The organism is Agreia bicolorata, from assembly GCF_000938265.1.
GTDB lineage: Bacteria > Actinomycetota > Actinomycetes > Actinomycetales > Microbacteriaceae > Agreia > Agreia bicolorata.
In genome coordinates this window covers 42,607-60,715 of record NZ_JYFC01000009.1, presented here as the reverse complement: position 1 = coordinate 60,715, position 18,109 = coordinate 42,607, and the positions used below count along the sequence as shown (strand labels likewise).

General features: G+C 65.4%; 18 protein-coding genes and 1 pseudogene. 9 read left to right on the top strand and 10 right to left on the bottom strand.

From position 1 onward, the window contains the following. The first annotated feature begins 74 nt into the window (after positions 1-74). Together TZ00_RS17045 and TZ00_RS17040 are read left to right on the top strand one after the other, a co-directional pair. On the top strand, positions 75-506 hold the full coding sequence (locus TZ00_RS17045) for a chemotaxis protein CheY (protein ID WP_238579741.1): 432 nt from the start codon (positions 75-77) through the stop codon (positions 504-506). Further along, entirely contained in the window at positions 503-811 is a 309-nt protein-coding gene (locus TZ00_RS17040; RefSeq protein WP_044443569.1) for a winged helix-turn-helix domain-containing protein, read from the top strand. Before TZ00_RS17045 ends, TZ00_RS17040 begins: the two co-directional genes overlap by 4 nt. An 84-nt stretch (positions 812-895) precedes the next feature. Here the strand turns inward: TZ00_RS17040 and TZ00_RS17035 are convergent, their stop codons facing one another. Genes TZ00_RS17035 through TZ00_RS17025 form a run of 3 tightly spaced genes read right to left on the bottom strand, consistent with a single transcriptional unit; the run spans position 896 to position 2,960 of the window. After that, a complete protein-coding gene (locus tag TZ00_RS17035) occupies positions 896-1,882 on the bottom strand; it encodes an aldo/keto reductase (RefSeq protein ID WP_044443568.1) in 987 nt (328 codons plus the stop codon). After that, positions 1,879-2,721 (bottom strand): amidohydrolase family protein, encoded by an 843-nt coding sequence (locus TZ00_RS17030; protein ID WP_238579740.1) that lies wholly within the window; start codon positions 2,719-2,721, stop codon positions 1,879-1,881. Before TZ00_RS17030 ends, TZ00_RS17035 begins: the two co-directional genes overlap by 4 nt. 53 nt (positions 2,722-2,774) lie before the next feature. Continuing rightward, the gene (locus TZ00_RS17025) at positions 2,775-2,960 is read right to left on the bottom strand and encodes a hypothetical protein (RefSeq protein WP_152631248.1); all 186 of its coding nucleotides are present in this window, start codon (positions 2,958-2,960) and stop codon (positions 2,775-2,777) included. A 164-nt stretch (positions 2,961-3,124) separates the two neighbouring features. Between TZ00_RS17025 and TZ00_RS17020 the strand changes: the two genes are divergently transcribed. After that, positions 3,125-3,910: a FadR/GntR family transcriptional regulator gene (locus TZ00_RS17020; protein WP_052521667.1), complete on the top strand. Its 786-nt coding sequence runs from the start codon at positions 3,125-3,127 to the stop codon at positions 3,908-3,910. 10 nt (positions 3,911-3,920) lie between these two features. Here the strand turns inward: TZ00_RS17020 and TZ00_RS17015 are convergent, their stop codons facing one another. From TZ00_RS17015 to TZ00_RS16985, 7 genes are all read right to left on the bottom strand, one after another. Continuing rightward, positions 3,921-6,035 (bottom strand): beta-galactosidase, encoded by a 2,115-nt coding sequence (locus tag TZ00_RS17015; protein WP_044443566.1) that lies wholly within the window; start codon positions 6,033-6,035, stop codon positions 3,921-3,923. 92 nt (positions 6,036-6,127) lie between these two features. After that, positions 6,128-8,536, bottom strand: a complete 2,409-nt coding sequence (locus tag TZ00_RS17010) for a right-handed parallel beta-helix repeat-containing protein (protein ID WP_152631247.1) — start codon at positions 8,534-8,536, stop codon at positions 6,128-6,130. A gap of 362 nt (positions 8,537-8,898) precedes the next feature. Then, entirely contained in the window at positions 8,899-10,062 is a 1,164-nt protein-coding gene (locus tag TZ00_RS17005) for a mandelate racemase/muconate lactonizing enzyme family protein (RefSeq protein WP_044443565.1), read from the bottom strand. A 43-nt stretch (positions 10,063-10,105) separates the two neighbouring features. Next, positions 10,106-10,426 carry an L-rhamnose mutarotase gene (locus TZ00_RS17000; protein ID WP_274519283.1) on the bottom strand — a complete coding sequence of 107 codons (321 nt, stop codon included), beginning with the start codon at positions 10,424-10,426 and terminating at the stop codon, positions 10,106-10,108. 20 nt (positions 10,427-10,446) lie between these two features. Next, entirely contained in the window at positions 10,447-11,361 is a 915-nt protein-coding gene (locus tag TZ00_RS16995) for a carbohydrate ABC transporter permease (RefSeq protein WP_238579738.1), read from the bottom strand. Next, the gene (locus tag TZ00_RS16990) at positions 11,348-12,277 is read right to left on the bottom strand and encodes a carbohydrate ABC transporter permease (protein WP_238579737.1); all 930 of its coding nucleotides are present in this window, start codon (positions 12,275-12,277) and stop codon (positions 11,348-11,350) included. The genes TZ00_RS16995 and TZ00_RS16990 overlap by 14 nt, the downstream gene beginning before the upstream one ends. A gap of 44 nt (positions 12,278-12,321) precedes the next feature. Further along, the gene (locus TZ00_RS16985; protein WP_238579736.1) at positions 12,322-13,524 is read right to left on the bottom strand and encodes an ABC transporter substrate-binding protein; all 1,203 of its coding nucleotides are present in this window, start codon (positions 13,522-13,524) and stop codon (positions 12,322-12,324) included. 335 nt (positions 13,525-13,859) lie between these two features. Here TZ00_RS16985 and TZ00_RS20460 point away from each other — a divergent pair. The 6 genes and pseudogenes from TZ00_RS20460 to TZ00_RS16960 form a co-directional block, all read left to right on the top strand. After that, positions 13,860-14,204 (top strand): annotated as a pseudogene (locus TZ00_RS20460) (alcohol dehydrogenase catalytic domain-containing protein); the annotation flags it as partial. 62 nt (positions 14,205-14,266) lie between these two features. Then, a complete protein-coding gene (locus TZ00_RS16980; RefSeq protein WP_238579735.1) occupies positions 14,267-14,968 on the top strand; it encodes a zinc-dependent alcohol dehydrogenase in 702 nt (233 codons plus the stop codon). Continuing rightward, the gene (locus TZ00_RS16975; RefSeq protein ID WP_044443559.1) at positions 14,965-15,720 is read left to right on the top strand and encodes an SDR family oxidoreductase; all 756 of its coding nucleotides are present in this window, start codon (positions 14,965-14,967) and stop codon (positions 15,718-15,720) included. Before TZ00_RS16980 ends, TZ00_RS16975 begins: the two co-directional genes overlap by 4 nt. Further along, positions 15,717-16,340 (top strand): bifunctional 4-hydroxy-2-oxoglutarate aldolase/2-dehydro-3-deoxy-phosphogluconate aldolase, encoded by a 624-nt coding sequence (locus tag TZ00_RS16970; RefSeq protein WP_044443627.1) that lies wholly within the window; start codon positions 15,717-15,719, stop codon positions 16,338-16,340. The genes TZ00_RS16975 and TZ00_RS16970 overlap by 4 nt, the downstream gene beginning before the upstream one ends. Then, positions 16,337-17,290, top strand: a complete 954-nt coding sequence (locus tag TZ00_RS16965) for a sugar kinase (RefSeq protein ID WP_044443558.1) — start codon at positions 16,337-16,339, stop codon at positions 17,288-17,290. Before TZ00_RS16970 ends, TZ00_RS16965 begins: the two co-directional genes overlap by 4 nt. 54 nt (positions 17,291-17,344) lie before the next feature. Beyond that, on the top strand, positions 17,345-18,076 hold the full coding sequence (locus TZ00_RS16960; RefSeq protein WP_052521665.1) for a FadR/GntR family transcriptional regulator: 732 nt from the start codon (positions 17,345-17,347) through the stop codon (positions 18,074-18,076). Positions 18,077-18,109 lie beyond the last annotated feature (33 nt).

The window sequence follows — 18,109 nt, the reverse complement described above, 5'->3', positions numbered from 1 at the left end:
TTACTTGTTCATGGAAAGTACTTGCTTAAATGGAAAGTACTTGCGACACTGGAGGCAACGACGAGGAGATCACCGTGAGCGACACCACCCCCGTAGCCCCGGCCGAAGCGCAGGTGCTTCTCGATCGCGCGGAGCACCTCAGCCGCTCCGCCCACAACGCCACGCGCTGGCCGTACATCACGTTCATCCTCGCGCTCGGTGTCGCGACCTCGATGGGAACGCTCGCCATGGGACTCACGACCGGAAACGCGTTCGGCCTGGCCTACTTCGGCACGCTGACCGTGACGTTCGCGCTCATCATGTTCTTCATGATCACGATCCGAGGGCGCTCTGCCTTCTCTCGCGGGCGCCGCTGGACCGCCTACATCGCTGCCTGGTTCGCGACCTACGCCGCGGCCATCTCCGTGGTGATCTGGGCTCACGGCTCGGTGCTCGCATCGGGCCTCACCTCGGCACTCATCCTGCTCGTCACCATGGCCTGCGCTGCTCGCGAGGCCCGCCCGTGACCGCCGTCGAACAGCACCCGCGTCACCGCCTCGACGAGCTGCTGCAGAACCCCGTGCGATTTTCGATCGTGGCTGCGCTCGATCGCGCGTCGACCCTGTCGTTCAAAGAGGTTCGCGACGCCGTCGAGATCACGGACTCCGCCCTGAGCAAGCAGGTCTCGTTGCTCGAGGGCGCCGGATACCTGGCGGTCGGAAAATCGTTCGCCGGAAAGATGCCCCGCACCTCGCTCACCCTCACCAAGCAGGGCCGCACCGCATGGAAGGCCCACCTGGCGACTCTGCGCGAGATCGCGGGGCTGTCGTAACCAGCATCAGTCCGGCCCGAACGCGCCATCAGCGGGCGAGCGCGCCACTCTGAGCAGCGCGTGTGCCCGCTAACGGCGCGTTCGCTAGGCGACGGGCCCGCCCGGCACCAGCCCTGCGTCCGCGAGCGCGGTCCACAGGGCGGGCGGCACCTCGGTCGTGGCGCGCGCCACGTTCTGGTCGACCTCCTCGGGTGACCTCATGCCCAGCGCCACCGCGGTGACCGCGGGGTGCCGCAGCGGATACGCCAGCGCTGCCGTCGGCAGGTCGACCCCGTGGGCCTCGCAGATGTCCGCGATCGCAGCCGCACGGGCCAGAGCATCAGCGTCGGCGGCCCGGTACTCCAGAGTCGCTCCAGCCTGCGGCCTCGGCGAAGCGAGCAGCCCCGTGCCGAAAACTCCGACCGCCACGACGGCCACCCCGGCGGCCGCGGCCGGCTCGAGAACGCTCGCGACGGCATCCTGGGTCAGCAGGCTGTACCTGTTCGCCAGCATGATCACATCGAGGGTGCCCGCCTGGATGTGCGCATCGAGGCCCACCACGGAGTTGGTGCCGATGCCGATGGCCTTCACCCGGCCGTCTGCTTTGAGCGCAGCGAGAGACTCGAGGCCCTCGCTGCCGGCGCCCGGCCACGCCTGGTCGGGGTCGTGCACGAGCAGCACGTCGATGAAGTCGAGCCCAAGGCGCTCGAGGCTCTCGTCGAGCGAACGCTCGACGCCCGAGAAAGAGAAGTCCCACTGTCTGGCGAGGTCACCCGGCACGACGAAGCCGTCGTCGTCGAACTCCTGCGGGTTCTCTGCCGGCACAATGAGTCGGCCGACCTTGCTCGACACGACGAAGTCTTCCCGCTTGCGTCCGGCGAGGCCGGCCCCGAGACGACGCTCCGAGAGGCCGAGTCCGTAGTGCGGGGCCGTGTCGAAGTACCGGATGCCCCTCTCCCACGCTCGCTCGATCGTCGCCTGCGCCGCCTCATCGCTGATCGCACTTCCGAAGTTGCCGAGCGGCCCACCACCGAGGCCGATCTGGGCGAACGGGGTAGGCGTGCGCTCCACGCGCTGAAACAGGTCACTCATCTCGGGTCCAATCTGTAGAGGCGGGCGGCATTCGCGCCCAGAATTGCGTCTCGATCATCTGCACTCACGCTCGCCAGGACATCCTGCACGTAGCCGCGCCACGCGAGGACCCCGGCACCGAGCTGGCTCAGCGGCCAATCGGAACCATACATCAGCCGCAACGCACCAAATGCGCCGAACGCCGCGTCGATGACAAGACCGAGGCCGACCCCCGATTCACCGCCGATGAAGGCGGAGACTCCGCTGAGTTTGGCACTCACGTTCCCGTGCGCGGCAAGGGCCCGCAGACCCTCCTCCCAGCGCGACAGATCGTCGGCGTCATCAGGCACGCCGCCGAGATGGTCGAGCACAAAAGTGAGTTCCGGATGCCGGGCCGCCGTTCGCGCCGCCGACTCCAGCTGCCACCAGCGCACCACCAGGTCGAACGAGAGGTTCGCCTCGCCCAGCGCGGTCAGCCCCCGATGCACCTCCGCGCTCTCCAGCCAGTTCTCGTCGGGGTCGATGTGCACGAGGTGACGAACGCCGACGAGCGTGCGCCGAAGCCGCTCGGGAATGCGATCGAGCTGCTCTCTCACGTCACCGGTGAGATCGAGCCAGCCGACGACTCCGGCGATCGCATCGTCGTCAACCGCGAGCTGCAGCAGACGAGCCGTCTCGCCGGCGCTGTTCGACGACTGCACGACGACGGCCTGATCGACCCCGGTATCCGCGAGCATCACCCGCAGATCAGCGGCAGAGAAGTCGCGGTCGATCACCGCCATCGTCGCCGGTTCGATCCAGGGCTGCGGGTCGGTCGCGCGATTCCACAGATGAACGTGTGCGTCGATCGTGCGGCTCACTCGAGGTGCCAGACTTCGTCGAGAGGCTGCCAGACCGTCTGTGCCCGGGTCGGTCACTGGATACCTCCGGCCAGGAAGCGCTCGGCCGGGATACGCTCGTGGCCTTCTTCGACCAGCCGAATGCCGGCGTGTTCGGGGCGCGCGTGCGGACCGCCGACGAACGCCGCGGGGTTCGCGGCGCCGGCGAGCCGGCCCCATTCGTGCATGGTTACGAGGCTTCGATAGTCGGTCATTTTCATTGAGTCTCCTTACGCGACAACGAGGTCGCGATCATTCCTTTTCGCCCCCGCAGAACTCGGGTTGAATGCCGGGGTCGATGCGAGCAGAAATGCGAGGCCGATCCGACTGGGGTAGCCGTCGCGAGAATCCGGCGCGCGACACAGCAGCGACTAATGTCATGTGTATGGTGCTTGAACCTTCGCCCGCGTCGCAGCTCATTCCTGCGCGGCTCCCGGCCGAGCGCCTCGGGGTCGCGGTCGTCGCCGAGTTGGTGGAACTTATCGTCACCGGCCAGCTCAAAGAAGGCGACCTTCTGCCGCCGGAGGGCCCGCTCAGCGAGCGATTCGGGGTGAGCCGCACCGTGCTGCGAGAGTCGGTGAAGCGCCTGGAGGAGAAGGGCCTTGTCATCGTCTCGCAAGGGCGAGGCACCCAGGTACTCGCTCCTGGATACTGGAACATGCTCGACCCGGTGGTGCTCTCGGCTCTCATCGACAACGACCAGAGCCTCGGCGTGCTCGACCAGCTGACCGTCGTGCGGGCCAGCCTGGAATCCGCGATGGCCGGCTCTGTGGCCGCGCGGCGCTCTCCCGAGGAACTGCGGCGCCTGGAGAACGCACTCACCGCGATGCGCGAGAGCGAGTCGGAGACCGACTCGTTCCGGCAGGCCGATGTCGTCTTCCACTTCGCGCTGATGGAGATCTCGATGAACCGGCTCGCCGAGAACATCGCCAAGCACCTCTATAAGCGGGCTGTCGAATCCAGCCGCTACCAAGGCATCAATCCCCCGGATGCGGTCTCCCGAACGCTCCAGGAACACGCCGACATCGTCGAAGCGATCGCACGCGGCGACGTCGCCGGGGCCGAGAAGGCCATGCACAACCACATCCACATCTCGTGGGAACGGCGTCGGCTTCCCGATCACGCTCCGCGCACGCGAGGCGGGTCGGCGGCGGCTCAGCCAAGCGACTAGACCCTCACTGCTACTCCAGAAAGACACGGACGTCCCACGGCCCCAACTCGACCAGCGCATGAGCCTCGAGAGGCTCGGAGGAGAGGACATCCGTAACGTCGCGCGGCAACCGCACCGAGCAGGGCGCCCACGACCAGTTGTGCAGTATTCGCAACCGACGCGCTGCGGCCGTGGTCGCTGAGGTCACAGTGACCGAACCTGCCGTCAGAGCACTCCAGACATTGCCATCAGCCGGCAGCGCCCACGACACCAACGCAGCCGAAAGCTCGGCGTTGGGCACGGTGCCAACGACGGTAACGCGCCCCAGCCCCGCCTCGGTGGTGGTGATCGCCGGGTACGGGCCGAACGCGGGATGCTGATATCGGGCGAGGACCTGCACAGAGTTGTCGGAGACCTGCAAGTAGTCGATCCATGCTGCGCCGGCGGCGGCGTCGGGCAACTCCAGTGCGCCGTCGGAGCCCGTCACGCGCACCGGTGTCGCCAGGTTGCTGAATTCCTGGTAGCTGACGCCGGCGGTGGCGGCGAGCCGCGCCGGCTTGATTTCCGCGCGCGCTCGGGCTTCGGTGTCCGCATATCCAGTACGCGGTCCGAGTACCAAGTGTCCGCCCGCCTCAGCGTAGTCACGCAACCAGTCGAGCAGCGCGTCGCTGGCCACGTAGAGCGCCGGCACCAGCAGAACGGGCAACTCGGCGGCGACCTCGGCCGGTTCGCGGAGCCGCTTGCCGTCGCCCTGTTCGACAAGCTGGACGTCGTGGACGATTCGCACCGGCGCGCCGGCGTCGAACGCTCCCCGGTAGAAGGCGTGGACTATTCGCTGGTAGCTGTCAGGGTCTGCGGAGCCGTCGTCGCGGGCGAGCGACGGCTGACCTTCGAGTCCCCACATCGACTCGTTGGACCACAGCAACCCCACGGTGGCGTCCGGGACGAGCCCGTTCAGGTGATCCTCGGCAGACTTGATCTCTGCACCCAGCGCGGCCAGCTGCTCATAGACCCGCCCGGGCCGCTGGTCGTGCGGGAGAATTCCGACCCAGAACGTCTCGGCACCGAAGTGCAGTGTGTGCCAGTGCCAGTACTCGATCATTCGCGCGCCACGGGCGATCATCGCCCAGGCGGCCTGTCGCCACTGTCCATCGAATGCGGGCGCGTTCATGGCAGGGCCGCCGATGGCTCCGGCATTCGTCTCGGTGACCAGGAACCGCGCCTGCTTCGACGAGTACATGCGGTCTGCGCTGTGGAATATCGCCCAGGTGCCGCTCGTAGTCCAGCCCGGTGTGGGATTCTCCGTGGCCGGGAGCGCGAGACCGTCCTGCATCGCGTAATAGGGATTGCCCGCGGTCACGTCCAGCGCCGCCGTCAGCTCCGGGTCTTGCACTCCGGGCCTGTCGTAAGCGATGCAGGTGGTCACGAACTTTTCGGTGCCGGCGATTTCGCGAACGATCCCGGCCTGCCAGCCGATGAACTCGGTGACCATCCGCGCCTGGAACTTGCGCCAGGCGAGATCGTACTGCGGTTGGGCGTTATTGTCCGGTCTCCAGAGATCAGCCCAGGTAGTGAGTCGATGCGACCAGTAGACGAGTCCCCACTCCCGGTTCAGGGTCTCCACGTCGCCGTAGGTGCGGCGCAGGTCATCGACGAAAGCCTGGAACAGACCCTCGTTGTGCAGCAACTCGAGGCCGGGTTCGTTGTCCACCTGGAATCCGACCACTGCTGGATGGTCGTGATAGCGCCCGACGACGGAACGGATCACCCGCTCGGCATGGAAGCGGTAGGCGGCGTGCGTCAGATCCATTTCTTGACGGGCGCCCCAGCCGATGCGCTCTCCGGTGCGCCGCTCTCCGGCGATCTCGGGGTACTTGCGCGTCAGCCACGGGGGTACGGCATAGGTGGGCGTGCCCAGCACGACAGCGATGCCTCGTGAATGCGCGCCGTCGAGCACGGGCTGCAGCCAGTCGAGGTCGAACACCCCATCCTCTGGCTCCCAGGTTGCCCATGTGGACTCGCCCACCCGGATCACGGAGAACCCGGCTTGCTGCATGAGGTCGAGGTCTTGTTTGAGCCGGGGGGAGGGCTGGTACTCGTGATAGTACGCGGCACCGAAGAGCACGCGGTTGTCAATGTCTGTCAAGGCAACGGGGTCCTAATCTGCAGGGGTAGGTGGTGCGGCAAGGTGCCCCCGCGCCGGTGAAGCCGCGGGGGCACCTCGGTCGTGCTGGAACGTTAGCTCAAGGTGAACGTGAGCGTCTGGGCGTTGCCGGCCACGTCGTAGACGACGAGGGTGTTGAGCCCGGCGACGCCACCGAATGCACCCGGCTTGACGTAGTTGAGATCGGACCAGGCATTGTTCACAAGGTCCTTCTCGACGCCGTTGAGGGTGAGCTTGTCGATCTTGCCCGCGTCGTTGAGCTTGAAGCTCACGAGCGAGTAGGTGCCGTCTGAACCCACGGTCTCTTTTGCGCCGTTTTTGATCGTGACGGTCGGCGCCGTGGTATCGATCGTGAAGGCGAAGGTGCTCGTCTGCGAGATGAGCCCACTCGTATCCTGCGCGTTGTACTTGATCGTGTAATCACCCTCGGGAAGCGTGACCGTGGCCGAGTGGGTACCCGTCTTGGCCCCGCCGACCGCGGTCTGCGTCGACTTGACCAGAGCCGATCCCTGGTAGATGTTCGCCACGATCTTCTCGACCCCGTAGTCGTCGCTCGCGTCGACCTGCACCGTGAGTTCCTTGAACGGGCCGGCTGCGGTCGGAGACACGAGCGTCACCTGCGGCTTGGTCACATCCGTTGGGCACCGCGGATCGATACCACCCAGGTTGACGTTGAGCTCCGTGCGGTGCTCGGGGGCGACGCCCGCCGCGCAGATCACGTCCCACGCACCGCTTGGCCAGTCGTTGCCGCTGACCTTCACGTTGTCGATCAGCCGGTTGTTGCGCGCCTCGGCGTTCGGCATCTGCTCTCCGCCGGTGTGCCAGTTCTCCTGCAGCGTGTTGTCGTTCGTGCCGTTGCCTGCGCTGTACGCGTTGGTGAACACCCACGGGTTCGCATCGCCCAGTACGTTGTGCCGCGAGACGGTGTAGCGGCTGCCCTCGTCTAGATAGATGCCGACACCCGAGACGTTGTACATGTAGTTGTTCTCAATGACCGTGCCCGGGCTGGCCGAAAGGTTGTAGATGTTGCCGGAGTCGGCGAAGTCGGCCTTGATGTCGTGCACGAGGTTGCCCGCGATCAGGTTGTCCTTGAGCGTCGTCGGCGTCTGGTAGAGCGGGTTGTACTGGTAGTACCCGCGGTTCTGGTACTCCTGGGAGCCGCCGGCGTCGTTGATGCCCCAGCCGTATCCGGTGTCGATCGCGTAGGCGAGATCCCTCACCTCGTTGTGCACGATCTGCGCCCGGGTCACGTAGGTGCTGAGGATCCCGGAGGTGTCCTGGTACTCCACGGCGACGTGACTGATGGTGTTGTTCTCGATGAGGATGTCCTGGTTCGTCATGCGGGGATCGCTGGGATGATGCGCGTCCGCCCGAATGCCGCCTACGAAGAGGGCGTGGCCACCGACCTGAGTGAACACGTTGCCGGTCACGTCGATGTTGCTGGCGCCGAGCCCGACCCCGGTGAGCATCGCGTTGTCGTCATTGCCGATGCCGAGGGCCGACGACCCGAGGTTGCGGAAGGTGTTGCCGGCGAACGTAATGTGGTCGGCGGCGGACACCTGCACGGCGGAAGGGATCTGGAACCAGGTGTTGCGAGTGCGCTCATACGGATCACAGCCGCGGCTGCAGTTGGCGAAGGCGTCGGCGGGACGGTAGTCGTACACGCCCTTGATGTAGCCGCCGTTCTGCTGGCTGACGTACCCTTCGGCCGAGGACGGGCCGAGCCAGGAGGTGCCATCGAAGGTGAGACCGCTGAACTCCAGATTGGAGACGGGAGCGTCATAGGTGCCACCCACGCTGATGAGGGTCTCCACCCTCGGGAGCTCGATGTCGAGGTCCTCGGGATTCACGCCGTCCGCGGGCTTGTAGTAGAGCTTTCCCGCTTCGGGGTCGACGTACCACTCCTCAGCCTGGTCGAGGAAGCCAAGCGAGTTCGCCATAAACCACTTCGAGTCGGCGAGCAGCGAGTTCTGCACCGTGTCCCAGCCCCACGTGTTGTTGTCCCAGGCGGGCTGAGTCATCGTGATCGTGTCGCCTGCGATGCTCTGCACCGGGGAGTAGCGGTCGGTGAAGTCGCCGAGCGACTCGAACTCTATCCGGTCCTGATCTGGCAGATCCGCCAAGTAGGCGAGCTCTGGGTTGTTGATCGTCATGCCTGTCGGGGTGAGCGTCAGGTCGGTCAGCGCCAGGCTGGTCGCGGCGCGCGGCGCGGCGATGCCATCGACGTAGAGCTGCCGGGTCTCGAAACCGGCCGGTGTGTCCGCGACGTAGATGTTCGCGGCCTCGTCATAGTTCTGCCAGCCCGTGAGCTGGGTCGAACCCGTGATCTCGGGGTGCGCACCCTCGGCAGCGGTCCAGCGCACCGTGTGGCTGTCCCCTCCGCCGTCTTGCGCCCGAAATTCGAGTGGACGGTCGATGCGGTAGGTGCCGTCGGCGAGCACGGCGGTGACGTCGCCCTCGCCCTTGGCAGCCTCGTCTCGCACGACGCCCTGCACGTACTCCAGCGAGCATGGCTGCTGCTCTTGGCATTCCCCTTGGTCGCTACCGTCGGGCGAGGCGTAGAAGATACTGCCCGTCTCCGGTGGCGCCGCCTGGGCGACCGATGCACCCAGACCAGTCAGGACCAGGGTGGCCGCGCCAGCTAATCCGACAGGCGCTCGCCACCAACCTTTCTTTCGAACAGAGACTTCTCGCGTATGTGACATCAGTGTCATGGCTATTCGCTTCCGTGAGATTGAGCAGGGCGGCTTTGCCCTCGACTCTACGAAATCATACGTGTGACGTATGCGCAATACGCGGCCATATAAAATGACCACTCAGCACGCGTCCGCCGCCAGATCCGGCCCTATAGAGCGCGTTCTGCGCGGTCGCCTTCTGCGACGAGCCGCAGTCCGGCCCGCTGCGGACGCACGTGAGGCCCCGCAGGCACCAGCCAACTCGCAGACCGCTGGCTCGCCAGGATCGCGTCTTCGTCGACACTCACCCCGTGACCCGGCTCATCACCGAGCACGATGCCGCCGTCCACGATCTCCTGATCGATAGTCACCCCGAACGGCGCGCCCAGATCCTGCACTTCGGTCACCATGTGGTTCGGAACCGCGGTCGCGGCGTGCGCGACCGCCTGATTCGACGTCAGCCCGACCGGACTGATCGGAAGGTCGTGGGCATGAGCGAGGTTCGCAACCCGAAGGAAGTGCGTGACACCCCAGACGCAGCCGACCTGCACGACGTCGACACCCCCGGCATCCAGCAACGGCCGGAACTGCTCGAGCCCTGTCAAGTTCTCGCCCGTGGCGACGGCAGCCCTCACCGAACTGGACAATCGCGCGTGACCCGGAGCATCCCACCGTCGCAACGGCTCCTCGACCCAAGTCAGATCAGTGTCACTCTCGAGCGCCGTCACATAGCGCACCGCCTGCTTGAGGTTCCAGGACTCGTTTGCGTCGAGCATAAGAGCGGGATGACGCGTGTTTGAGCGGAGCTCGTCTCCGATGATCTGCAGCCGACGCCGGTCAGCCTCGAGATCACGGCCGCCTTTGAGTTTGGCACTCGTGAACCCCAGGTCGGCCATGGTCTTGTAGAAGGCGGCGAGCTTCTCGTCGTCCAGCGCTATGTCGAGCCCCGAGGCGTATCCGCTGACGAATCTGTCCCTGCCGCCGAGAAGTCGCCAGAGCGGCTCGCCGGCGATCTTCGCCTTGAGGTCCCACAGCGCCATGTCCAGCGCGCCGATCCCCCCAAAGGTCGCGCCCGCGTGCCCCGCCTTGAAAACACGTGCCAGCATCCGGTCATAGAGAGCCGTGACCGCACGCGGATCTTCGCCTTCGAGGGCCGGGAACAGCCGGTCGATGTCTTGGTCGGAGCCGGTGCCGATGCCAGTGATGCCCGCGTCGGTCTCAAGAATCACGATAGGCACTTCGGTCAGCCCACTGTCGATGTACCCGTTCACGTCACCGATCGGACGCCCCCAATCACGGTAGGTGCGGATGCAGCGGTAACCAGTGATCTTCATTTCGTCCTTATCTTTCCCCACACTAAATCACAAAGAGCATACATCACATGTTCGACCTACCCAGGCGCCAGGCTTCCTCCAGCTGCTGCCAGTTCGGCACATCCGCACCCTCCGTGAACGGCACTTGGCACGGCGCCGTCCGCGCCCACCACTCCTGGGTGACGGGATCCGCCTCCATGCGACGCTGATCAGCGTCGAAGTCGTCGCCGATGTACTCGTAGTAGCCGAAGAGCACATCTCCGATCACGTAGATCGAGAAGTTCTGGATGCCGCACTGGGTTATCGTCGCCTCCACGCCCGGCCAGACGTCGCGATGCAGAGCAAGATACTCCTCGCGTTTGTCCGGTCGCATTCGGCAGACCATTGCGTGTCGCTGCATTCGCCTCAGCCCTTCGTTCCGCCCGCAGTCATTCCAGAGACCAGGAATCGCTGCGAGAACAGGAAGATGACCAACACCGGCGCTACCGAGATGATCGTCGCCAGCGCCAGTACCGGCACCTCGATCGTCACCGAACCCGCCGATGTGGGGTTGAACAGTGGAACATTCGAGAGCAGTTCCGCGAGTCCGACCTGAATCGGCGCCTTCCTTCCGGGCATCATCACGAAGGGCAGGAAGTAGTTGTTCCAGTTGCCGACGAAGTTGAAGAAGCCGACCAGGGCGATGACGGGGGCCGCCAAGGGCATCGCGACTCGCCAGAAGACGCGGAACTCACCGGCTCCGTCGATGCGAGCAGCATCCAAGAGGTCTCGGGAGACACCCGTGGAGAAGTAGATATAGGTGAGGTAGACCCCGAACGGGAAGAACGAGAACGGCAGAATGACCGACAGCGGGTTGCCGATCAGTCGCACGGCGCTCAGCTCGAGGAAGATCGGCAGCACCAGGGCGGTGTTCGGAATGAGCATCACGATCAACGTCGTGACCAGAAGCGCCCGACGCAGGCGGAATTCGGTCAGCGCTAGGGCGTAGCCCACCGGGATGCTGACGATGAGCGTGAGAACGAGCGCCGCTCCTGAATAGAAGGCAGCGTTACCCAACCACGTCCAGACGATGCCGTTCTGGAACTCCGACAGGCTCTGCCAGTTCTCGGCAAGCGAGCCGAGACCTCCGAACGAGAACGGATTGCCGGTCAGCAGCTGTAACGGTGTCTTCGTAGGTGCCAGCAGGAGCCAGATCAGTGGCAGCACGAAGAACACCACGAAAATCAGCGCGACGGCAATCGCGAAGGCGCGGCCCATCCAGCCGCGTGGCGACCTCGCCGCTTGGCGATCGCGGTTCAGTACTGCGTTAGTCGCGCTCAAAGAGACCTCCACGGAAGACGAAGAACGCGGCCAGTCCGAGAGCGACCACAAGAAGGATGAGTGAGATCGCCGCGGAACCGTTGAAGTCGTTCTGTCGGAACGCGTATAGATAGGCGAGTTGATTGAGTGAATAGTCGCCGGGAACAACGCCCTTACTGGCCTGAGAAAGGATGCGCGGCTCGACGAAGAGCTGCGTTCCCGCCGCGAGCGTCATGATTCCCATGTACGAGATCCATTTGCGCAGCAGTGGCAGTTGGATATACCAGGCCGTCTTGACCGTACCGGCGCCATCTACGCGCGCCGCCTCCATGACTTCCTGACTGATGTTGTTGAGCGCTCCGTACATGATGACGATCCACCCACCGGCGCCGGTCCAGAAGGCAATGATCGTGAAGATGACCGGAAGATTCTCGATCGAGACGGTCTCGACGAAACTGTCCATGCCAAGCGCGCGGAGTACGCCGGAGACCGGACTGACAGACGGGTCGAGGAGGAACAGCCACAGCATGACGCTGGACGCGCCGGCCAGTGCGCCCGGTATGTAATACAAGAACCGCGTCGAAATCGACAGCCACCGAGAGCCGAACGCATGAACGATCAGGGCGAGGAGCACAACGAAGATCGTCTGGAAGGTCAACCAGATGACGAGGTAGACCGCCACGTGCTGCACGGCAGGCCAGAACCGGTAGTCGTTGAACACCTTCACGAAGTTGTCGAGGCCCACGAAGGCGCCTTCCTGCGTGAATGCCAGGAAGATGGCATACAGGGCAGGGAGCAGGCCGAACAGGATCAGCAGGATCCCGTATCCCGCGCTGAAGGCGTAACCCATTCGAGCCTGCGCGCGGTTCGGGTTCTTGCGTCTGGGGAGCGGCTCCCGCCGTGGGCCATTCAGCTGGCCGACGGCGGGAGCCTTCACGCTGGAGAGTGCGATGAGCTTCTTCTTTCAGTGATGAGGAGTCGTTACTTGGCGACGGTGTAACCCTGGACCTGCGCCTCGTTCTCCATCTCTGTCTGCCACTTCGCAGCGACCGACTCGATGGTGTCACCGGCAGCGATCGCGGGTAGGACGACCTTCGAATACGCGGTCTCCGCGCTGAAGCTCGGGTACCCCCAGCCGGTCCACACCTGGCTCGATGCATCTACCACCGTCTTCTCGAAGTCACCGACGAAGTACCCGCCGGTGGCCTGCTTCGCGATCCACTTCTCAGCCGCGCTGGCGTAGGCGGGGTAGCCGCCCGACTGTTCCACCTGGAACTCGTCGGCACTCGTCACAAACTCCATCAGGGTCTTGACCGCGTCGAGGTTCTTCGTGTGACTGGATGCGAACCAGGTGCCGCCGCCCACGTTGCCCGTTCCGATCTCCTCACCGTCCCAGTGCAGAGGAGTTGCAGCGCCGAGCTGACCCGCGGGAACGTTGAGGCTGTCGGGGTTCTGGAAGAGGGCACCGGTGAACCAGATCGGTCCGGGCATACCCAGCGCCTTGCCCTGGTACTTCTGCACGAAGTCCGAGCTGAACACGCTCTCCTTGGCCAGCGTGCCGTTGGCAACCATGTGGTCGAGCAGTTCGGTCATCTTCTTCGAATTATCAGCCGAGGTGTCGCTGCTGAACGTGTTGCCGTCGAGCTGGAAGACGGGAGCCTGGGCACCCCAGTAGTAGACGAGCATGCCGACGAAGGCGTCACCCACGGAGCCGAGAATGTAGCCCGGGTGCTCGGCAGCGAGCTTGTCGCTCAGCGCCTCGTACTCCTCCCAGGTCGTCGGGATCTGGTAACCGAACTGATCGAACAGCGTCTGGTCGTACCAGAACACCGACTGGGCAAGATCGTTGCGCAGGCCGTAAACCGTTCCGTCGACGGTGAGCGGGTCGAGCGCCCCCGGCGTGAAGCCGTCGAGAAAGTCTTTATCGAACCACCCCTTATTGACGGGCGCTGCGAAGGCCTGCTGGCCATTGGTCTCTTTGGAAGCCCACGACGCGTCATTGTTCTGCGTGGAGAAGACGACGTCGGGCCACCCCTCGCCTGACTGGTCGAAGAGCGAGATCTTGGTCTGGAAGCTCCCGGAGCCGCTGGCGTTGCCGTCGTACGTCTCGACATTGAGCTCGATATCGGGATACTTCGCCTTGAACGCTTCAACCGCAGGTTCGCGAGATGCATCTACCCACACGGTGATAGGGCTGTCCTTGACCTGTTCGGCGGCGGTGAATCCGAGAGCCGAATCCCCTCCACCCCCACCTCCTCCTGCGCTACACGCGGAAAGAGCGATGAGCGCAGTGGCTGACACCGCAACTGCGATGGTCCTGGCGAAACGATTGAAGCGGCGTTGCTGTGTAGCCATTTCGAGTCCTGTCTGGTCGACGACGTTGACGACGAGCCGCGGTGCGCGACCCCTACGGAATTAGATCATACATGTGACGTATGCACAACGATGCGCCTTCTGCGCTTCGGTGAACATGATGATTCGATAGATAGATGTACTTCATTTAGTTAGTTTGATTGACGATGATTTGCGTCAAGTGCAACATAATGAATGACGACACGTTTATCAACCGTGGATTTTCCACGCAGGAAAGTGAGAACCCAATGAGGGGTGCTGCATACGTCGGCGATGGCCGTATCGAAACGATCACAACCGAGCAGATCGAGCCCGGGCCGGGCGAAGCCCGCATCCGGGTCGCCTATTGCGGGCTGTGCGGAACGGATCTGCATATCGCGCACGGAAATATGGATGCGCGGGTCACGACGCCGCTCGTGTTCGGGCACGAGGCATCCGGCACCATCGAGGCCGTCGGCGATGGCGTCGCCGAGTGGCAGGTCGGCGACCGGGTGACCGTGATGCCCCTGCTTTGGGACAACAGCTGCGCCGCGTGCCTGGCCGGGAACCAGCACATCTGCCAGAACCTGACCTCGTGGGCATCGACTCGCCCGGGGCGCTGCAGGAGCTCTGGACCGTGCCCGCGACCACGCTGGTACGCCTTCCCGAGGGCATCAACCTGCGCGATGCCGCCTTGGTCGAGCCGACCGCGGTCGCCGTGCACGACGTGCGCCGCTCCGAGCTGCAGGTCGGCGACACCGTGGTCGTGCTCGGCGGCGGCCCGATCGGCGTGCTCATCGCCACGGTCGCCCGGCACGCGGGTGCGCGGGTCGCCGTTGTCGAATTGGATGCCGCGCGCCGCGACCGCGTCGCCGCTCTCGGCTTCGAGGCGGTCGCCCCGACAGACATCGACGCGACCGTCGCCGACTGGACGAACGGGAACGGCGCCGATGTGGTCTTCGAGGTCTCTGGCGCCGCCGCGGCCGTTCGCCAGGCGACGGGTCTGCTGAAGGTGCGCGGCACCCTCGTGGTCGTCGCCATCCATTCGACGCCGCGCGAGATCGATCTTCAGCGCGTCTTCTGGCGCGAGCTGCGCATTCTCGGTGCGCGCGTGTATCAGCGGTCGGACTTCGAGCGCGCGGTCGAGCTGCTCGCAACGGGCGTCATTCCCGTCGACGCTCTGGTGACCTCGGTCGTTCCGCTCAACGAGACGGGCAAGGCCATCGACGAGCTGGGCTCGGGGCAGGCGCTCAAGGTTCTGGTCGACGTCTCAGCACTGTCGGAGGCCCGCGCATGACCGGCCTGTTCGACCTTTCCGGCAAGGTTGCGGTCGTCACCGGAGCACGGCGTGGAATCGGCCGCTCGATGGCACGCGCGCTCGCCGAGGCCGGCGCCGATGTCATCGGGGTCAGCGCGAACGCCTCGCCTGACGACGCTGTGGCCGGCGAGATCCAGGCTCTGGGGCGCCGTTTCGAGGCCCACACCGTCGACTTCTCCGACCGCTCGGCCGTGGAAGCCCTCGGCGAGGAACTTGCGGAACGGGCCCCCGACATCCTGGTCAACAACGCCGGCACGATCGAACGCGCGCCCGCTGTCGACCATCCGCTGTCGGCGTGGGACAGGGTGATCGAGGTCGATCTGTCGAGCCACTTCGTGCTGTCACAGGCGGTCGCGAGGCCAATGATCGCGCGCGGCTCGGGCAAGATCATCTTCACCGCGAGCCTGTTGAGTTTCCAGGGCGGCATCAACGTTCCCGGCTACGCGGCCGCGAAGTCGGGCATTCTGGGGCTCACGCGAGCCCTGTCGAACGAGTGGGCGGCATCCGGCGTGCAGGTCAACGCGATCGCGCCCGGCTACATCAGCACCGACAACACCGAAGCCCTGCGAAACGATGCCGATCGGTCGCGATCGATCCTCGAGCGCATTCCCGCGGGCCGCTGGGGCGAGGCCGCCGACCTGGGCGGCGCGGCGGTGTTCCTGGCCTCGTCCGCATCGAACTACGTCACGGGAACCGTGCTTCCCGTCGACGGAGGGTGGCTCGCGCGATGACGACCGTGCTCGACGACCTCGCCGCCATCCGGGTGCTGCCCGTGGTCGTCATCGACGATCCCGCGCACGCCGTGCCGCTGGCTGAGGCATTGCTGGCCGGCGGAGTCGCCTGCGCCGAAGTCACTCTGCGCACACCACGCGCGCTCGAGGCGGTGAAGCTCATGTCGAGCGTGCCCGGCTTCTTGGTCGGGGTGGGCACCGTGCTCTCCACTCAGCAGGCCGAGGATTCGGTCGCGAACGGAGCTCGATTCATCGTCAGCCCCGGAACGTCGATCTTCGTCATCCGCGCTGCCGCCGCACTCGGCGTCGCCTGCGTTCCCGGAGTGGCAAGCGCCACTGAGGTGATGGTCGCTCGCGACGAAGGGCTGAGCACGCTCAAGCTCTTCCCTGCGGCACAGCTGGGCGGCCCTGCGATGATCTCGGCTCTGCGGGGTCCGTTCGCCGACATCTCCTTCGTGCCCAGCGGCGGGATCGGCATCGACAATGCAGCGAGCTACGCCATAGACGGCGTCGCCTCAGTCAGCACCAGCTGGATCACCCCGCGGGCCGACATCGAGCGAGGCGCATTCGCCGAGACGATCGAGCGCGCACGCCGATTCAGGAACGAGGTCGCACGATGATCGACCGCCTCGTCACCATCGGCGAAGGGCTGGCCGTCTTTCGAACGAACTCCGACGACGGACTGCGACGAGCTCCCGACGTGACAGTGAGCACCGGCGGCGCCGAGGGCAACGTGGCCATGGCCGCCGCTCGGCTCGGCCTCGCGTCCACCTGGATGGGGCGCGTCGGTGCCGACGGGCTCGGCGAGCGTGTGGTGCGCGAGCTCAGGGCCGAGGGAGTCGACGTGCACGCCATCGTCGACCCCGGGCATCCCACCGGCCTGCTGGTCAAAGAGACCTCGGCGGGTGGGCGCACCGACGTCACCTACTACCGTGCGCTCAGCGCCGGCAGCACGCTCTGCGCCTCTGACGTCGACGGGCTCCAGCTCACCGCGGACACCCTTGTGCACCTCACCGGTATCACCGCCGCTCTCTCGGCATCGGCTCGTGACGCGATCGAGCGTCTGCTGGCACTGGCGAGTGACGCGGGATCCTCTGTCTCGTTCGATGTGAACCATCGCTCGAGGCTGTGGTCGACGCTCGACGCCGGCCCCGTCTACCGCTCGATCGCGCAGCGAGCCGACATCGTCTTCGCGAGCGTCGACGAGGTCGACCTCCTACTGCCCGGATGGGGCGGCCAGGCCGCGAACGCAGCGAACGCCGCCGAGGCACTCGCCGCAGACGGCCACCGCCACGTCGTCGTCACGGATGGCGCCCACGGTTCCGCGGCGCGCATCGACGGCGCCACGACACTCGGAACGTCGGTGTCGGTGGATGTCGTAGACACCGTGGGTGCGGGCGACGCCTTCGTCGGCGGTTACCTGGTGGCGTTGAGTCGGGGCGACGACGTCGAGACTCGGCTGCGCCTCGCTTCGCAGCTCGGTGCCGCCGCGTGCCGGCATGCCGGCGACTGGGAGGGCGTGGCCGCATGGTCACCCGACGAAGCCAACCGCGAGCCCGTCAGCCGCTGAGCGTGCGACCAGCGGCCGCGTGCGAGAATCCACTGAGTACCTGAAGGAGTGCCCGTGTCGACTGAAGAGGAATACCGCCCCGCCTACGAGCGGGTGGTCGACGAGATCATCGTTCTGATCTCGACTCGTGATCTGAAGCCGGGTGACCGGCTTCCGACCGAGACCGAGATGGCCAAGGAGCTCGGCACGAGCCAGAGAACCGTGCGCGAGGCGTTGAAGATGCTCTCGGCGATCGGCCGTGTCAAGGCCGAGCGCGGGCGGGGCCTCTTCGTGGGGCGCGGAACAGAGTCGCTCCGGGGCGCGCACCCCGTGCCGTTCCGACCGACGGACATGGACCAGATATCCGCACTGTTCCGCTTTCGCGCGGTGCAGGAGCGCGAGTCGGCCACCCTCGCCGCCCAGCACGCCACTCCCAAAGAGGTCATGGCCCTCGACGAAGCAGTCGAACTCGGGCGCACGTCTGCGGCGAATCACGATTGGGAGGCATTCACGCGCGCCGACGAGAAGTTCCACACGACTCTTGCCGAAAGCTCGCACAACATCTTCTTCGTTGACGCCGTCGTGCGCATCCGCGAGCTGCAGGCTCAGGTGACCTTTCTGGAACTCGGCCAGGAGGTTCACGAGGCCGAACGCGCCGTGCGCGAGCATGCCGACATCCTCGACGCGATCCGGGAGGGCGACTCCCAGAGCGCCGGCGACCGTGCCGCGCACCACGTGCGACGTACCCTAGAGGACTATCGGTTCGAGATCGAGCGTCGCCTGCTCGCGCTGAACTCGGCATCCTGACATAAACACAAGAACCATTGCGCAATAGTTCTT